The following is a 16370-nucleotide window of genomic DNA, read 5'->3' on the forward strand; positions in this document are numbered from 1 at the left end:
GGATCACACATTCATTCCGGCCTCGCTCATGCGAGGTCGCAGGCAGAATCGGAGGTCATCATGAGCACGGATCCACATCGCATGGAGTCCACGGAGGAGGCTGAAGACGCCCGGCCGACGGAGGACGCGGCAATGCGCGCGGCCGTGGACGCCTATATGGAGGCGACCGCGGCCGAGTCCGCCGCTGCGGCGGAGGGCGAGGCCGAGGCCGAGAATCAGGCCGCCCAGGCATCGCCCGAGGAACTGGCCGCCGCGCTGGAGGCGGCGAAGGCCGAGGCCGATGAACAGCGCACCCAGGCGCTGCGCGCGCGCGCCGACATCGAGAACCTGCGCCGCCGCCACAACGCCGAGTTGGAGAAGGCGCACAAATACGCCCTCGACGGTTTCGTGCGCGAACTGCTGCAGGTACGCGACAGCCTGGAGCTCGGTCATCAGGCCGCGCTGGATGCCTCGGTGGACATCGACAAGCTGCGCGAGGGGACCGAGCTCACCCTGAAACTCCTGGGCGATACCATGGACAAGTTCGGGGTCGCCCAGGTCGATCCGCTGGATCAGCCCTTCGATCCCGAGCTGCATCAGGCCATGTCGATGCAGCCGCGCGCGGACGTGGCGCCCAACACCGTGGTGGCGGTCATCCAGAAGGGCTACACGCTCAACGGCAGGCTGGTGCGTCCGGCCTTGGTCATGGTGTCGCAGCAGGCATCCTGAGGCCGGTCTTGAAGGCTCTCGGATCCCCCCCAACTGCACAGAATCATTCGGCGCCGCTGCGCCACTGAAGAAATTTGGAGACAGAGAACATGGGAAAAATCATCGGTATCGATCTCGGCACCACGAACTCCTGCGTGGCCGTGATGGAAGGCGACAACGTCAAGGTCATCGAGAACGCCGAGGGTGATCGCACGACCCCATCGATCATCGCCTTCACCGGCGACAACGAGGTGCTGGTCGGACAGTCCGCCAAGCGCCAGGCCGTCACCAATCCGGCCAACACCCTGTTCGCGATCAAGCGTCTGATCGGCCGCCGCTTCGAGGACGGCGTGGTCAACAAGGACAAGGACATGGTCGCCTACAAGATCGTCAAGGCGGACAACGGCGACGCCTGGGTCGAGGTCAACGGCAAGAAGATGGCGCCGCCCGAGATCTCGGCCAAGGTCCTTCAGAAGATGAAGAAGACCGCCGAGGACTATCTCGGCACCACGGTCAGCGAGGCCGTCATCACGGTTCCGGCCTACTTCAACGATTCGCAGCGCCAGGCGACCAAGGACGCCGGCCGCATCGCCGGTCTCGAGGTCAAGCGCATCATCAACGAGCCCACGGCCGCGGCGCTCGCCTACGGCATGGACAAGCAGCGCGGCGACCAGAAGATCGCCGTCTACGACCTGGGCGGCGGTACCTTCGACGTCTCCATCATCGAGATCGCCGAGATCGAGGGCGAGCACCAGTTCGAGGTGCTGTCCACCAACGGCGACACCTTCCTCGGCGGCGAAGACTTCGACATGCGGATCATCGACCACCTGGTCGAGACCTTCAAGAAGGAGCAGGGCTTCGATCTGCGCAACGACCCGCTGGCCCTGCAGCGTCTGAAAGAGGCCGCCGAGAAGGCCAAGATCGAGCTCTCCTCGAGCCAGCAGACCGACATCAATCTGCCCTACATCACGGCCGACCAGACCGGACCCAAGCACCTCAACGTCAAGCTGACCCGTGCCAAGCTGGAGTCGCTGGTCGAGGATCTGATCGAGCGCACCATCGATCCCTGCCGCGTCGCGCTCAAGGATGCGGGCGTCACCGCTGGCGAGATCAACGAGGTCATCCTGGTCGGCGGTCAGACCCGCATGCCCAAGGTTCAGGAGAAGGTCGAGCAGTTCTTCGGCAAGGCACCGCGCAAGGACGTCAACCCGGACGAGGCGGTCGCCATCGGCGCCTCCATCCAGGGCGGCGTGCTCGGCGGCGAGGTCAAGGACGTGCTGCTGCTCGACGTTACCCCGCTGTCGCTGGGCATCGAGACCCTCGGCGGCGTCATGACCAAGCTGATCGAGAAGAACACCACCATCCCGACCTCGGCCCAGCAGGTCTTCTCGACCGCGGACGACAATCAGACCGCGGTGACCGTGCACGTGCTGCAGGGCGAGCGCGAACGCGCCACCAGCAACAAATCCCTCGGCCGCTTCGACCTGAGCGACATCCCGCCGGCGCCGCGCGGCGTGCCCCAGATCGAGGTCAAGTTCGACATCGACGCCAACGGCATCTTGCACGTCTCGGCCAAGGACAAGGCGACCGGCAAGGAACAGTCCATCGTGATCAAGGCATCCTCCGGCCTGTCCGAGGAAGAGATCCGGAACATGGTCAAGGACGCCGAGGCGCACGCCGAGGACGACCGTCACTTCCAGGAACTGGTCGCGGCCCGCAACCAGGCCGACAGCATGATCCACGCGGCCCGCAAGTCGATGGAGCAGCTGGGCGACAAGATGGAATCGGGCGAGAAGGACTCCATCGAGTCTGCGATCAAGGAACTCGAAGAGGCCGTCAAGGGCGAGGATAAGGAGCGCATCGAGGCGGCCACCAAGAACCTGGGCGATCTCTCGGGCAAGATGGCCGAGCGTCTCTATGCCAATGCCGGCGATGCCCCTGGGGCCGCCGAGGCGGGCGGCCAGGCGGGTGCCGAGAAGAGCTCGGGCGCTCAGGACGACGTGGTGGACGCCGAGTTCGAAGAAGTCAAGGACGACAAGAAGTGAGGTGACGAACTAGCCGCCGACCTCTAGTCCGAAGGGCGAAAGCGTACAGGTGACAACACCCGTGCGCTTTCTGCTTGATGGGCCTGTTAAGATGATCGGTTGCCGGTAGCTGGAAGCAAATCAATGTCAAAACGCGATTACTACGAAGTCCTGGGCGTCCAACGCAATGCGAGCGAGGCCGACATCAAGAAGGCCTTTCGCCGTCTGGCGATGAAGTATCATCCCGACCGCAACACGGGTGAGCCGGACGCCGAGACCAAGTTCAAGGAGGCCAAGCAGGCCTACGATGTCCTCAGCGACGCCAAGAAACGCTCGGCCTACGACCAGTTCGGTCATGCCGGGGTGGACGCGGGCGCCGGAGGATTCGGGGGCTTCGGCGGCGGTCCCGGGGACTTCGCGGGTGCGGGCTCCTTCTCCGATATCTTCGGCGACGTCTTCGGCGACATCTTCGGCGGGCGCGCCTCCGGCGGCAGGCGCGGTCAGCGCGGTGTCGACCTGCGCTACGATCTGTCCCTCACCCTGGAGGAAGCGGTCTCCGGTAAGGACGTCAAGATCCGCATTCCCACCCTGGTGGACTGTCAGTTCTGTGGCGGCTCCGGGGCCAAGCCGGGCACCCAGCCCAAGCAATGCCCGACCTGCGGCGGCATGGGGCAGGTGCGGATGCAGCAGGGCTTCTTCTCCATCCAGCAGGCCTGCCCCGAGTGCCGTGGAACGGGCACCGTGGTCGAGGATCCCTGTCCGCACTGTCGCGGACGCGGCCGCATCCAGGAGGAGAAAACGCTGTCGGTGAAGGTGCCGGCCGGCGTGGATACCGGAGACCGCATCCGTCTGGCCGGCGAGGGCGAGCGGGGCGAGCATGGCGGCCCCCCCGGGGACCTCTATGTGCAGGTCCAGGTCATGGAACACCCCATCTTCACCCGCGAGGACAGCAATCTCTACTGCCAGGTCCCGATCGGCTTCGTCACGGCGGCCCTGGGCGGCGAGCTCGAGGTGCCGACGCTCGACGGCAAGGTGATGCTCAAGATCCCGGCCGGTACCCAGACGGGAAAGATGTTCCGGGTTCGCAACAAGGGTGTGAAGCCGGTCCGGGGCGGCGTCGTGGGCGATCTCATCTGCCGGGTAACCGTGGAGACGCCGGTCAATCTCACCGATCGCCAGAAGGAACTGCTCCAGGAGTTCGAGACGAGCGTCCAGGAGGGCGGGTCGCGGCACAATCCGCAGTCCCATTCCTGGCTCGACGGCGTCAAGAGCTTCTTCGAAAAGATGGGCCTCTAGGTCTGGCGATCCGATCGGCCACCCCTTGTCTGCGCCACCCCGATCCGGCGTGAGCGTGCATCCTCATCAGGAGTCGAATGAACATGAGTGATATCCGAATCGCCGTCGTCGGTGCCGGCGGACGCATGGGCCGCCATCTGATCCAGGCGGTCACGGAGGCGCAGGGTCTGAGACTGGGTGCGGCGAGCGAGCGACCCGAGAGTTCGCTGCTCGGTACCGACGCGGGCGAGCTGGCCGGTGTCGGTCGTCTGGGGGTTCCCCTGGTCGCCGATCTGTCCGAGGTGACTCGGGATTTCGACGTACTCATCGATTTCACCGTTCCTGCGGCCACCATGGCGCATCTCGAGCTGTGCCGCGCCGCCGGCAAGCGGATGGTGATCGGCACCACGGGTCTGGACGAGGACCAGCGCGCCCGGGTGAGCGCGGCCGGTTCCGAGATCGGGATCGTCTTCGCCCCCAACATGAGCATCGGGGTCAACCTCTGTCTCAAGCTGCTGGACGTCGCCGCTCGGGTCCTGGGCGACGAGGTCGACATCGAGATCGTCGAGGCTCATCACAGGCACAAGGTCGACGCCCCCTCGGGCACCGCACTGCGGATGGGCGAGGTGATCGCCGATGCGCTCGGACGGGATCTCAAGGAGGTTGCCGTCTATGGCCGAGAAGGGCACACGGGGGCGCGCGAGCGAAAGACCATTGGATTCGAGACCATTCGTGCCGGAGACGTGGTCGGCGAGCACAGCGTCTGGTTCGCCGCCGAGGGCGAGCGGATCGAGATCGCCCACAAGGCGTCGAGCCGTATGACCTTCGCCCGAGGCGCCGCGCGGGCGGCGGGCTGGATCGCCGAGCGCGAGAGCGGTCTGTTCGACATGCAGGACGTCCTGGGGCTTCGCGAACAATGAGGTCTCTTCCGCGCGGCGGCGAGGACGGGCTGTTAGAGTTAGAGCCCGAGCGGGCCGACGCCGCGGTCGGGCCGATTCATGACTCGCAGGAGTATCCGTGGGCGATGAGCCCTTCCTCCAGGTCGTCCGCGACCATGGGATGCGATAGCAGGTAGGCGGGGGCGTTCAGCGAATAGTCGCCGATCGCATCGTCGACGGCCGTTTCCCATTCCTCGATAGCGTAGTCGCCGCGTCCGAGCCACATGAGGGCCACCAGCTCGGCGCGCTGGCGTTCGCTCATCTCGCCGATCGCCTGGGTCATCTCCCGGACGCTGTAATCCTCGCTATGATCGGCGAGGATCTGCAGTGCCCAGTCCTCGGTGGGACTCGAGGGTGTGTCCGGAATGACCACCTCCTCCTTGGCTTGGAACTCCCGGGCCTTATCGATGATGTAGCACAGGATCTCGAGCTTGAGGTGAAGCATACCTGGGTTCCTCCCCCTGTTTCAGGTCGACCCATGATTTCGCCAGGATGGCTATCCTGGGGACGGCCCGGTCTCTGGGTACCACCCGAGTGTACTACGATCGATCGGCCTACCGGAGAGAAGCCCGCCGAATGCGATCTGGATCGTCGTCTCGACAGCCCGGAGTCTCGGGAATCCTGCGTCGAGGAACCTGGCAACACGCCCGCTTGCGGACGAAGCGCTTGGGTCGGTTCGATCCAATAGCGCTGCAACGCAAAAAATGCTTGCACGATGTGGGGCTCGAATATATCATTAGCAGCTCAATTGCGGGGTGGAGCAGTCAGGCAGCTCGTCGGGCTCATAACCCGAAGGTCGTAGGTTCAAATCCTGCCCCCGCTACCATTTGAAAAAGGGCTTAGATGCATTCCATCTAAGCCCTTTTTCTTTGTCTCGGCGTTATCTAGTCGAACTTCATCCCGCTCTTCGTCATGTCGCCATGACCTATCTCGCCCTCGTCCATTCCGGTTTAATTGACCGGCGGTCGGTCGAAATTCTATATCTTTATTTTGTTCATAAGTTTAGTGCGGTCATGCTGGTATCAAAGAGGACGGTTGCCGTTGCCGCCGTGTATTTAGGAACGTTCATGGCGACGCTCGCGATCAGCATCGTGATGCGTCGCCCTTCCTGCGATTCAGTCGAGCCTGGAAACTAGCCTGTCTGGTCTTCAATGGGTGGTGGGAGCGTACACCCTCTGCCTCTCTGCGTTCATGTTGTCTGCTGGACCACTCGCAGACCGCTATGGGCGCAAGCGCACATGGCTCATTTGCGGTTGGGTTTGCAGGAATTTTAGGGCTGGTGGCGGCCGGAGTGGTTGCGCGCTCATCACCAGGCAGTGACAGCCGGTGCTCGCCCAAGCTGATCCCGGCCAAGTAGTAATGTGGACCCCAAATGGCACGGATCCACGGCGAACGGCAACGCAACTATCGGGGTCAGTATTTCTGGGCGCGCGGCTATTTTGCGTCGACGGTCGGCCGAGATGAAACCCTAAAAGCCCCCGGCTCTGCCGGGGGATGGTTACTTGATGACAGGCCCTAGGCCACCTTGAACTGGTCGACCTCGGTTCGTAGGTTGCTCGCCAGGCGGGCCAGCTCCTCGGTCGAGACGGTCGCCTGCTCGGTCGCGCTGGCGACTCGGGCGGTTTGCTCCTTGAGATTGCCGACGTTGCGGGCGATGTCGTCGGCCACGGCGGTCTGCTCCTCGGTCGCGGTCGCGATCTGGCTGGTCATGTCGTCCATCGTCTTCACCCTGGATACGATTCCCTCCAGTGCCTGATCCACGTGCTGGGCCTGGTCGACCACGCTCTCGGTCTGCGCCCGGCTGTGGTTGATGCGGTCGACGGCGAGCTGGGTGCTGTGGCGCAGTTTCTCGACGGTCTGACGGATCTCCTCGGTGGAATTCCGGGTTCTCCCGGCGAGGGTCCGCACCTCGTCCGCCACGACCGCGAATCCGCGGCCCTGCTCGCCGGCCCTGGCGGCCTCGATGGCGGCGTTGAGGGCGAGCAGGTTGGTCTGCTCGGCGATACCGTTGATGACCTCCACCACGATGTCCACGGTCTCGCTCGCGCGGCCGACCTCCTCGATCACGCTTGCGCTCTCCTGGATGTCCTCGCCCAGGGTGCGGATCGCGGTCAATGCCTGGGCCTCGGCCTCGCGGCCCTGGGTGGCCTCGTGACGCGCCTGGTCGGTTGACTGGGAGGTCTGGTGAACGTTTCGCGCCACCTCCTGCAGGGTCACGGACATCTCCTCGACCGCGGTGGCCACCTGCTCGGTCTCGGCGACCTGCTGCTGAATCGTTTGGCGATTCTCCTCGCTGACCATGCTCAACTCTTCCGCCGCCGAGGCCAGCTGGGCGACCGATGCCTGAACCGATCCGACGATACGCTGAAGCTTCTCCACGAAGCGGTTGAAGCTGGCCGAGAGCGTGCCCAGTTCGTCGCGCCGATCGACGGGGAGTCGGGCGGTGAGATCTCCATCCCCCTCGGCGATCTCGGCAAGCAGCAGGTTGATGCGGTTCAGCGGGCGCACGATGGCCCGGATCACCATCCAGGAGAGCAGGCCGCCGAGGATGACGGCAATGACGGTCAAGAGGAGCAGACGCTGATTCGCATCCAGGAATTGGGTCTCGATCCGCGCGGACTGCTGGTCCAGGGCGTGGGTGACGCTGTCGCGCAATCGTTCCGCCTTCTCCGCGATCATGGGGCCGATCTCGTCCATCTTGCCGACGGCCGCGTTGCGTCCCTGAATGGCCTCGACCACGCCCTCGAAGGCGCTCTCGTAGCTGGCCAATAGATTCTTGACCTTTACGCTCCGATCATTCCAGGCCGGATCGTCCCCGATCGCGCTCAGTGCGCCGTTCAGTGGCTGGATCTCCTGTCTCACGCCCTGAAGCGACCGAGCGTCGTTCTCCAGCAGGTATTTGACCGCGGAGAGACGCAGCAGCAGCAGATGCCGCTGGGCGACCCCCACCCGATAGCCCGTTTCGACATCGCCGTTCTCATGCGCGGTCTTCATCATCTCGGTCACTGCGTCGGCGATCTGCGGACCGACGACATTGAGGGTTTCCTTGACCAGTGCGTCGCGCCGCTCCATGTTGGTCACTACCGAGGATTCGAAGAGGGCGTTGTATTGGCCGTGCAGGTCGATGATCTCGTCCATCAGGCTCGCACGCTCCGGCTCGGTGATCAGCTTTCGGGCCTTTTCCAAGGCGGCGAGACTCGTTTCGCGTTCCGCTCTGAACTGGTCGGCGTCGCGCGCGTCGCGGGATTTGATATACGACTTGACCGACAGGCGCTGGCGCAGCAGATCGGACAGGACGTTCGAGGCGACGTCGGCGTTCGGTATCAGATTGCGCGTGATGATCTCAACCGCGTCGCCCACCTCCTGGTTGGTGCGGAAGGCGACGGCGCCCTCGATGATCAGTAGTAGGATCAACAACCCGGCTACGAGCCAGATCTTAACGCCAACGGATAATCTGTTGAGCAGACTTCCCATTGATATTCCTCCTTCATTGATGTAAGTGTCGTAACATTCGTCTGACGAAAATCGGATGCGCGCGACAGCCACGGGACGCCCAGCGGACGATAGGCCAGAGCCCGGCGTTGGATACGCTCGCCCGGGCGAGCGGGTCAGAGTACCTGCTCTCACCCACGCGGAATGAGGCGGGCGTCGAATAATCCAAGCGAAATATGTGGGGGTCCTTCCCTCACCCAAATCCGGCAAGCGACTTGCCGGGGTGTGGCCCTGTCAACGGCTCGGCAAGAGCCTGCAAGGAGACCTGCCATGTCTGCGAACAGACGCTGCCAAAGCTGCGGTATGCCGCTAAAGGCGGATCCCAATTTCGGTGGAACGCATCAGGATGGCAGTATCAGCAGCCGCTATTGCAGTTACTGCTATCGTGACGGCCGTTTCGTGAATCCCGAGATGACGATCGATGATATGCGTGAGCACATCATTGCGAGGCTCGGCGAGCGGGGATATCCGAGATTCGTCGCCAGGTTCTTCACGCTGGGTCTGGAGAAGCTCGATCGCTGGCGCTGATCCGTATCGCGATGCGCATCGTTGGATGCTCCGTGGCCACGCGATCTCGATGAAGACTCGTCGTCGGCCCGGATCGAGCGGCCGTGATCCATCGTCCCTGGATGCCGTCCGCAAGCTGATCCGCATCATCGGCCCGCACTGAACCCCACGCGCTTGGCGCCCCATCTCGGATCCGTCAGCGAGCTGCAGCATCCCGATTCGATCATTGGGTCATGGAGATCTCGCATTGACTGGGTCATGGAACCGATCCAAGGTGGACGCATTCTCATTCATCGATCGAGAACCCATGAACAATCGAAAGACGCTCGCACTCGCACTGACCCTCGTCGGTCTGGTGCTCACGCTCGCCGGACCCTTCTTTCCCGGAGGCGTCCATCTGGTTCCCAATCACCCGCTCGGTGCCGGGCACGTGACCGATCTGGCCGCGACGCCCAAGGGCGATATCCTGGCCGGAACCCAATCGGGACAGATCTGGCAGTTCCGCGACCGGATCTGGACCCAGCTCAGGGTCAATGTCGGCGGCAACCCGGTGATGGCGATGCTTTCCGATCCGGGGCGCACTCCGGTCGGAACCGCCGACGGGCTCTATTTTCCGCCGCCGCTAGCCCCCGAGTTGAGCGGACGGATCAGCAGTTTAGTGCAAACCGACAAGGGACTGCTGGCGGGAACGCCCGATGGCGTGCGCTGGCTCCATGACGGCCTCTGGCTGGAGCCCGGCCCCAAGGCCGACATCTACACGCTCTTCGGCCAACGGAGTCCGAAAGGAGGCTGGCTGCACGCCGGAACCGTCGGCGAAGGCGTCCTCTCGGTCTCCGCCGCGAAACCGGGTGAATCCTGGCAGTCGAACAGCCGGGGACTGCCCGACGGCGTGAACGTCTTCAGCTTTGCCAGCACCGATCGCGGCGCCTTACTGGCCGGAACCAGCGCTGGGCTCTACTGGCAGACGGTTCCGGGTGAACTCTGGCGCTCTCTGCATCCCGACCTGAATGATCGGCGTGTCCTGGCCCTCTATCTCGACGGACGGGGCGGGACGGGCGAGGGCGGACGTCTCTGGATCGGCGGGGACGATGGTCTCTCGGTGATGGACGTCTCCGAAACCGCCGAGGGGCTTGCCGCGACATCGGCCCCCGTGCTGGCGGACAGCGCCGAGAACCAGCCGGGCGTGGGCATCAGCTGGATCGTGCCGAGGGGCGACCGGCTCATGGTGAGCGCGGGGCAGATCTATGAATACGGTCCGACCAAGCTGGAGGGCTGGTACTGGATCTCCCTGATCGGCATCCTGCTGCTGCTGGTCGCGGGCTGGCTGATGCCGCGTCCTGAACCGGCTTCGCCTACACCCACACCCGGGCAGGAGTGAGTCTGCGGCTCGTCCGTCCATCGGTGGTACCTCGACCTCAGGGCCGATCGGGCCGCGGGGCATCATCGATGGTGAGGGCGAGTCCGATGAATTGGGTGAATTGTCCGGCGGAGAAGTTGTTGTCGCTGACCACGATCAGCGATCGGCGTCCGTCGGGCAGTACCGGACCCAGGGTCATACCCTCGAGGTTGTCGACCATCTCGACCAGATCGCCGAAGTCCAGAAGCAGCGCCTTTCGAACCGGCCGATCCGCTTCTCCGTCCCCCTGCAGGCTGAACCGGCCCGAGACATCCTCCGCATCCCGGGCCTGGACCTGATAGAGCCTGACCCTGAATCCTTTTCCCAAGGTGTAGCTGCGTTCGAGCGCCAGGAATGTTCCCGCATCGTCCAGCGCCAGAAGCTCGGCCAGTCCATTGGTGGCGAAGCCGATGCCGAGCGCGGGCCTGTCTGCGACCGGCCCGACTTCATAGATCCTCTCCCCGACCTCCCGTCCCGTCTCGATATCGTATTGGGCGATACGCGACCGGCTTCCTGCCTCGACGGTCGCCTCGGGACCGTCCTGCAGCAAGGCGTTTTCGACGGCCGTATAAAGAGAGCGGCCATCCGGAGAGACGGTCAGACTCTCGAAGGCCAGATTGTCGCGAACCCCCGAGTCGGTCTCGGGCAGGAATTTGGCGTCGATCGGAAGTCGCTGGATCTCGACTCCGGATCGGTCGAAATGGCCGACGAATGGCGGCAGCGATTTGGATGCGTCGCCCTCGGACGAGATGAATAGGCTACCGTCTGGGGCCAGTGCGATTCCCTCCGGGTCGATGTCTCCCTTAGCAAAGACGGATCCCGAACCGGAACGAAGTCGGGTGACGCCCGTGAACGCGATATCGCCCGCGTCCAGATGGCCGTCCCCCAGGTCGATGGCGAGGCTGTAGAAGCGCGCCGGATCGTGCTTGCTGCGGTCGTCCGAGAGCGCCAGATAGAGGTTCCGAGATGCGTCGTAGGCGATGGCCGAGAGTCCGCCGACCTCGGTGTCCTCGAAGGCGTACCCGGTCGGAAGCGTGACCTCGCCGATGAACTCGCAGGCCGTCACCCTGCGGCCGGCCCCGTCTTGGGAGTCAGTGAGTTCGACGTTCGAGCCTTGAGCCGACGCGATCATCGAGGCAAGGGCGAACGACAGCATCGAGTCTCTGAGCATCGAGCCATGAAACGACATTGGCATTCTCTCCTTGGGACGCGCGGCTTGGAGGGCTATGGTAGCGCACCGCCGTCATGGGTGTGCATAGGACCAGGGCTTTTGAAGGTCACTAAAGTAAACACTCTAGCCCCTGCCGTCTTCGGGCTCGCCACGCTATCGATTCGTCCGTCTTGCACGGTTGGCCAGCCCGGTACGATTGACGCCCTTTTCCGATGACGGGACCCCGATCGTTTTGCTGACCCCACTGCTTGAGCGCTTCGCGGCGCACTTCCTCATCCCAACCATGGTCCGCGCGGTGCTCGAGCGCAGGATTGAGGCGGGGGATCTGTGGATCGTCGACCGCAACTTCTGTGTCGCCTCCTGGATCTGGACCCTGTGCATCAGCGCGGTGCGGCCGTGCTGGTGCGCGAGCACCAACAAATCCCTCTGCACCCGCTCGAGCCGATGCGCCCGGCGGGTCGCAGCGGCTGGTGACCCGGCGTAGATCGATAGATTGGTGGATATGAGCCAACAGTCGGTCCAAAGACCCCGATCACTCGAGGATCCATCTCACCTTTTTTCTGAATTGACATTATATTCAATGGCTTAATATTTCTGGCATGCTCAATGCTAATTAAGCCGTGCAAGATCTTTAGCACTGCAACCCTTAATCCCCTTCAACAACCTGTAATCACTACATGACCACGATGTTGTGCGACCAGGAAGGAGAGACTTCGATGAGAAACATGACCAGAGTAACCTTCGCCATTCCCGCCGCCGCCATTCTGGCCTTGACCCTGACCGCCTGCGGGGATGAGGACGACGGCAAGGCCGAGCAGATGGGTGCCAAGATCGACCAGACCGTCGAGCAGGCCAAGGGCAAGGTCGAGGAGATGCGGGATTCGATGTCGGATGCCATGGAGAAGGCCGGCGACAAGATCGAAGAGACTGCAGACGGCATCGAGAACAAGACCGATTGATGCGGCCTTCCGCGAAGCCCGGGCCCCGGGCTTCGTCTTCATTCGGATTCGGGAGAAGTCACAATGAACGAAACCGCGACGAACGAAACCGAGATCGCGGAAGAGCTTCGGGCCATGCCCGGCAATCTGACCCGTCACTGGGGCTGGCTCGTGGCCTTGGGCGTCCTGTCCACTCTGCTGGGCGTCATGGGTCTATGGATGAGCATCTGGCTCACGGTCGCCAGCGTGCTGGTATTCGGCCTGCTGCTGGCGGTCGGCGGCGGTCTGCAGCTGTTCGATGCCACCAAGTGCAAGGGTTGGAAGAGCACTTTCGCGCATGGGGGGATCGCGCTCATCTATCTGATCGCCGGGGTGCTCATGATCTTCGATCCGCTGAGCGCGGCCATCGCGCTGACGCTGGTCTTGGGTGTCGCTCTGCTGACCGCCGGTTCGCTTCGCCTGGTGATCGCCTTCCAGCACCGCAAGGAAAAAGGCTGGACATGGGCCGCCTTCGGCGGCGCCTTGTCGCTTCTGCTCGGCGTGCTCGTCCTCGTCCAATGGCCCGTGTCGGGCGTCTGGGTGATCGGACTGGTGGTCGCGATCGAGCTGCTGATCAACGGCTGGACGGCGATCTTTCTCGGGCTCGCGGCACGCCGTGTGAATCGGACGGCCTGACTCGATACCCCGCGATCCATCACTCACAGAGGAGAATGCGATGTACGGTTTTGCCATCGAGATCGATCTCGGGTTCGAGGAATCCGTCGACCGGGTGACCGAGGCCCTGAAGGCCGAGGGGTTCGGCGTGCTCACCGATATCGATGTCGCGTCGACGCTCAAAACGAAGCTCGGGGTCGACAAGGGTCCCTATCGCATCCTTGGAGCCTGTAATCCGCCGCTCGCGAACCAGGCACTTGACCTGGAACCCGATATAGGTCTGCTGCTGCCCTGCAACGTCCTGGTGCGCCGGACGCAGGGAGGCAAGACCCGTATCGCCGTCATGGATCCGAAGGCCGTGCTGGATCTGGTCGACAATCCGGAGGTGTCCAAGGTCGCCACCGAGGTTCGGGAACGGCTCGATCGGGTGATTGCCGCCCTCGGTACGCTCTGAGTCCGCCGGCCGTCGAGTCAACAGGGGTTGGTGTTTCGCTACCCGAGTAGGCCGTATGTCAACACCAAGAACTCATCGGGTTTGAATTGCCTCAGGGGCTGGCGGCCGGCACCCCCGGTGAATCGATGACGTTGGGCGGCTGGTCGTGGCGCAATGCCAGATGCAGTCGGTGCTCAATGAGCGCGCCGAGCCTCGCGAGGTGTCCTGACCATCGCACGGTCACCTGATGGCGGCGCTCGCAAGTCGTCGGTCGCCTACTCCTATGGGGCCAGTTCAGCCAAGCCCTCCGATACTCCCTAGTACCAGATCGAACGATTCCCCGTCCCTATCGGGGGGGATCGATCATTCCTTCCCCTCGGCCCCGGAACATGGCGGCAGTCGAGTATCGATTCTCATTCTTTTTCCTCTTTCGTCTTTATTCGAAGATCGAAAGTGGTAATATGAGCCTCAAAGGAACGCGACCCTATCGCTTTAATCCGCTATTCTTGGTGTCGATGTCCAAGAAGGATATTTTCAGTAGAAAATATAATAATATCAATGGGTTGATGCGAATTACCGGTCGTATTGGTTTTCGTTCGCGTATGCGATATGTGAACTGGTTATCAGGATTCGACTCAGGGTGCTGTTAACCTGCACGGGCTCTTGATAATCGTCATCCGACGGTTCAGGAGAGGCTAGCGCTCGTCGTCATCAATATGGAGTATTAAGATGAAATACCGCTTTGCCCTCATTGGTACGCTCTCCACCCTTTTGATCGCTTCACCCGCCTTGTTCGCCGATGAATTCGCCACGCCCGAAGAGGCCGAGGCGATGGTGCAGAAGGCCATCGACCACATCCAGGCCGTCGGCAAAGAACAGGCCTTCGCCGACATCACCGGCAAGGAGCCGGGCTGGATCGATCGCGATCTCTACCCCGTCGTCTTCGATCGCGAAGGCACCAATCTGGCCCATGGGCAGAATCCGAAGATGGTCGGCAAGAACTTCGTCGGCGTCACGGATGCCGGCGGCACGGCCTTCATCTCCGAGCGTGTCGAGCTCGCCAAGACGAATACCAGTTATTGGCACGACTACAAATACAAGGATCCGGTCACCAAGGAGATTCTGCCCAAGACGAGCTACTGTCAGACCACCGACGATCTCATCGTCTGTGCCGGCGTTTACAAGCGTTAATCCAGCGCTTCCAGCCGCCGGGATCCTTTCGCCATGAAACTCAGGCACAAGATACTGGTCGCGCCAGGTGTCACCCTGGTCTTCCTGGTCGTCTTCGGGCTACTCGTGCTCGAATCGATGCGCAGCCAGAACGCGGCGCTCGAGGAGATCTACGTCGTCCGATTCGGCGACTATGAATTCGCGACGCGCCTCGTGGGCACCATCGACGACGTTCAGGCTCGTACCTATCGTCTGATCAACTGGATGAGCGCCTTCGACGAGGCGACGATCGATACCGAAACGCAGGGAATCCTCGAGAGCCTCTCCCAGGTGACCGGGGCGCTCGAGGAGGTCTCGAGCAAGGAACAGGGAGATGCCGACCTGGATCAGAGCTATGGCGAGATACTCCCGGCGGTACAGGGCTACGCCAAACAGATCAGCGATGCCCTCGACCTGGCGACCATGGACCCGAACATGGGCATGGCCATGATGGAGAAGGCCGACAAGAGCTATCAGCAGTTCGCCAGCAAGCTCAAGACCCTGGTCGAGGCCGACCGCACGGCAGCGGGTGAAAGCTACGAGATGGCGCGTGCGCAATACGGCCGTGCCCTGGCGATCGCCGCCGTCGTGCTGGGGCTCGCGCTGCTGGCGGGCATGCTGATCAGCTGGATCCTGGGCCGCGGGATCATGAAGCCCCTGCAGTATGCCGCCGAGGGCTCTAAGAAGATCGCGGCCGGGGATCTGACGGTCGCGCTGCAAAGCTCGGCACAAGACGAGGTCGGGGACCTCATCCGGGCGCTCGAAGCCATGCGCGGCAATCTCAAGAGCATGATCGAATCCATTCACGCGACGGCCGATCAACTGGGGGCCGCCACCAATCAGCTCGTGGACGGTGCCACCAAGGTCGCCCATGCATCCGAGTCCCAGTCCGAGACGGCATCCTATGTCGCGACGGCGGTCGAGGAGCTCAACTCGTCGATCAACCACATGGCGGAGAACGCGCGCCAGGTGCAGGATCTGTCGCGCAACTCCAGTCAGGTCTCCCACCAGGGCGGCGAGATCATTCGCCAGACCCTGGACGAGACCCAGCGGATCGCCGCCGAGGTCACCAAGGCCGCCCAGACGATCGAGGGTCTGGGGGAGCAGTCGTCCCACATCTCGGATGTCGTCAACGTTATCCAGGGGATCGCCGCGCAGACCAATCTCCTGGCCCTGAACGCGGCCATCGAGGCCGCCAGGGCGGGGCCGCACGGCCGCGGGTTCGCCGTGGTCGCCGAGGAGGTCCGCGAACTCGCCCAGCGCACCGCGGGCTCCACCGGAGAGATCCGCGAGATGATCGAGAAGATCCAGCAGGGCGCCAACGACAGCGTCGAGGATATGCGTCGCGCCGTGGCCGCGGCCGACGACGGCGTCAGCCGGGCCGCCGAGGCCGGCGATTCCACCCGCGAGATCACCGCGGGCATGGAGTCCATGCTGCGCGAGGTCGACGCCATCACGGGGGCGCTGAACGAGCAGGGGACCGCCAGCCAGGAGATCTCCTCGAACATCCAGCAGATCGCGGACATGGCGGAGGAGAACAGCACCTTCGCCTCCCACTCCGCGGGAGCGGCGAAACAGCTGCAGGAGGTTGCCGCCGTCATGGTGCAGCAGGTCGCCCGTTTCCAGATCTGAGTCCAATCGCCGTC

Annotated in this window: 16 protein-coding genes and 1 tRNA gene; 14 read left to right on the forward strand and 3 right to left on the reverse strand. The window is 63.1% G+C overall.

The genetic code is table 11. The annotated features are described in order from the left end of the window. Positions 1 to 60: 60 nt before the first annotated feature. From grpE to dapB, 4 genes are all read left to right on the forward strand, one after another. Positions 61 to 708, forward strand: a complete 648-nt coding sequence (grpE, locus tag D779_RS14960; RefSeq protein ID WP_043755559.1) for a nucleotide exchange factor GrpE — start codon at positions 61 to 63, stop codon at positions 706 to 708. 89 nt (positions 709 to 797) lie between these two features. Further along, positions 798 to 2732, forward strand: a complete 1935-nt coding sequence (gene dnaK / locus D779_RS14965) for a molecular chaperone DnaK (RefSeq protein ID WP_043755605.1) — start codon at positions 798 to 800, stop codon at positions 2730 to 2732. 123 nt (positions 2733 to 2855) lie between these two features. Beyond that, positions 2856 to 4007 carry a molecular chaperone DnaJ gene (gene dnaJ, locus D779_RS14970; RefSeq protein ID WP_043755560.1) on the forward strand — a complete coding sequence of 384 codons (1152 nt, stop codon included), beginning with the start codon at positions 2856 to 2858 and terminating at the stop codon, positions 4005 to 4007. Between the two features lie 83 nt (positions 4008 to 4090). After that, positions 4091 to 4906, forward strand: a complete 816-nt coding sequence (gene dapB, locus D779_RS14975) for a 4-hydroxy-tetrahydrodipicolinate reductase (protein WP_043755607.1) — start codon at positions 4091 to 4093, stop codon at positions 4904 to 4906. Positions 4907 to 4982: 76 nt separating this feature from the next. Here dapB and D779_RS14980 read toward each other — a convergent pair whose 3' ends face one another. Continuing rightward, positions 4983 to 5369: a DUF3775 domain-containing protein gene (locus tag D779_RS14980; RefSeq protein ID WP_043755562.1), complete on the reverse strand. Its 387-nt coding sequence runs from the start codon at positions 5367 to 5369 to the stop codon at positions 4983 to 4985. Positions 5370 to 5673: 304 nt separating this feature from the next. On the opposite strand from D779_RS14980, the gene D779_RS14985 reads away from it, so the two are divergent. The 3 genes from D779_RS14985 (at position 5674) to D779_RS23300 (ending at position 6244) form a co-directional block, all read left to right on the forward strand. Then, positions 5674 to 5750, forward strand: a tRNA-Met gene (locus D779_RS14985). A gap of 94 nt (positions 5751 to 5844) precedes the next feature. Then, positions 5845 to 6060 (forward strand): hypothetical protein, encoded by a 216-nt coding sequence (locus tag D779_RS22930; protein ID WP_043755563.1) that lies wholly within the window; start codon positions 5845 to 5847, stop codon positions 6058 to 6060. A gap of 22 nt (positions 6061 to 6082) precedes the next feature. Beyond that, positions 6083 to 6244, forward strand: a complete 162-nt coding sequence (locus D779_RS23300) for a hypothetical protein (RefSeq protein WP_408606018.1) — start codon at positions 6083 to 6085, stop codon at positions 6242 to 6244. Positions 6245 to 6439: 195 nt separating this feature from the next. Here D779_RS23300 and D779_RS21230 read toward each other — a convergent pair whose 3' ends face one another. Next, on the reverse strand, positions 6440 to 8338 hold the full coding sequence (locus D779_RS21230) for a methyl-accepting chemotaxis protein (RefSeq protein ID WP_052348161.1): 1899 nt from the start codon (positions 8336 to 8338) through the stop codon (positions 6440 to 6442). A 348-nt stretch (positions 8339 to 8686) separates the two neighbouring features. Here D779_RS21230 and D779_RS15000 point away from each other — a divergent pair, with 348 nt between their 5' ends. Further along, complete coding sequence (locus tag D779_RS15000) at positions 8687 to 8944, forward strand: zinc ribbon domain-containing protein (protein WP_043755564.1); 258 nt, start codon at positions 8687 to 8689, stop codon at positions 8942 to 8944. Positions 8945 to 9230: 286 nt separating this feature from the next. Continuing rightward, positions 9231 to 10301: a ligand-binding sensor domain-containing protein gene (locus tag D779_RS15005; protein ID WP_043755566.1), complete on the forward strand. Its 1071-nt coding sequence runs from the start codon at positions 9231 to 9233 to the stop codon at positions 10299 to 10301. A 37-nt stretch (positions 10302 to 10338) separates the two neighbouring features. Here D779_RS15005 and D779_RS15010 read toward each other — a convergent pair whose 3' ends face one another. Next, a complete protein-coding gene (locus D779_RS15010; protein ID WP_157726418.1) occupies positions 10339 to 11508 on the reverse strand; it encodes an esterase-like activity of phytase family protein in 1170 nt (389 codons plus the stop codon). Between the two features lie 707 nt (positions 11509 to 12215). Here D779_RS15010 and D779_RS15020 point away from each other — a divergent pair. From D779_RS15020 to D779_RS21235, 5 genes are all read left to right on the forward strand, one after another. Further along, the gene (locus D779_RS15020; protein ID WP_043755568.1) at positions 12216 to 12449 is read left to right on the forward strand and encodes a hypothetical protein; all 234 of its coding nucleotides are present in this window, start codon (positions 12216 to 12218) and stop codon (positions 12447 to 12449) included. A gap of 63 nt (positions 12450 to 12512) precedes the next feature. After that, positions 12513 to 13103, forward strand: coding sequence for an HdeD family acid-resistance protein (locus D779_RS15025; protein ID WP_043755569.1), 591 nt, complete (start codon positions 12513 to 12515; stop codon positions 13101 to 13103). A gap of 40 nt (positions 13104 to 13143) precedes the next feature. Further along, on the forward strand, positions 13144 to 13536 hold the full coding sequence (locus D779_RS15030) for a DUF302 domain-containing protein (RefSeq protein ID WP_043755571.1): 393 nt from the start codon (positions 13144 to 13146) through the stop codon (positions 13534 to 13536). 708 nt (positions 13537 to 14244) lie between these two features. Beyond that, entirely contained in the window at positions 14245 to 14706 is a 462-nt protein-coding gene (locus D779_RS15035) for a cache domain-containing protein (RefSeq protein WP_043755572.1), read from the forward strand. A 33-nt stretch (positions 14707 to 14739) separates the two neighbouring features. Beyond that, positions 14740 to 16356, forward strand: coding sequence for a methyl-accepting chemotaxis protein (locus D779_RS21235; RefSeq protein WP_052348163.1), 1617 nt, complete (start codon positions 14740 to 14742; stop codon positions 16354 to 16356). Positions 16357 to 16370 lie beyond the last annotated feature (14 nt).

The sequence above is a fragment of the Imhoffiella purpurea genome, assembly GCF_000585215.1.
Classification (GTDB): Bacteria; Pseudomonadota; Gammaproteobacteria; order Chromatiales; family Chromatiaceae; genus Imhoffiella; species Imhoffiella purpurea.

Coding starts and splice junctions, on each gene's coding strand:
- grpE (WP_043755559.1), top strand. CDS start 61: ATGAGCACGGATCCACATCGCATGGAGTCCACGGAGGAGGCTGAAGAC.
- dnaK (WP_043755605.1), top strand. CDS start 798: ATGGGAAAAATCATCGGTATCGATCTCGGCACCACGAACTCCTGCGTG.
- dnaJ (WP_043755560.1), top strand. CDS start 2,856: ATGTCAAAACGCGATTACTACGAAGTCCTGGGCGTCCAACGCAATGCG.
- dapB (WP_043755607.1), top strand. CDS start 4,091: ATGAGTGATATCCGAATCGCCGTCGTCGGTGCCGGCGGACGCATGGGC.
- D779_RS14980 (WP_043755562.1), bottom strand. CDS start 5,369: ATGCTTCACCTCAAGCTCGAGATCCTGTGCTACATCATCGATAAGGCC.
- D779_RS22930 (WP_043755563.1), top strand. CDS start 5,845: ATGACCTATCTCGCCCTCGTCCATTCCGGTTTAATTGACCGGCGGTCG.
- D779_RS15000 (WP_043755564.1), top strand. CDS start 8,687: ATGTCTGCGAACAGACGCTGCCAAAGCTGCGGTATGCCGCTAAAGGCG.
- D779_RS15005 (WP_043755566.1), top strand. CDS start 9,231: ATGAACAATCGAAAGACGCTCGCACTCGCACTGACCCTCGTCGGTCTG.
- D779_RS15010 (WP_157726418.1), bottom strand. CDS start 11,508: ATGTCGTTTCATGGCTCGATGCTCAGAGACTCGATGCTGTCGTTCGCC.
- D779_RS15020 (WP_043755568.1), top strand. CDS start 12,216: ATGACCAGAGTAACCTTCGCCATTCCCGCCGCCGCCATTCTGGCCTTG.
- D779_RS15025 (WP_043755569.1), top strand. CDS start 12,513: ATGAACGAAACCGCGACGAACGAAACCGAGATCGCGGAAGAGCTTCGG.
- D779_RS15030 (WP_043755571.1), top strand. CDS start 13,144: ATGTACGGTTTTGCCATCGAGATCGATCTCGGGTTCGAGGAATCCGTC.
- D779_RS15035 (WP_043755572.1), top strand. CDS start 14,245: ATGAAATACCGCTTTGCCCTCATTGGTACGCTCTCCACCCTTTTGATC.
- D779_RS21235 (WP_052348163.1), top strand. CDS start 14,740: ATGAAACTCAGGCACAAGATACTGGTCGCGCCAGGTGTCACCCTGGTC.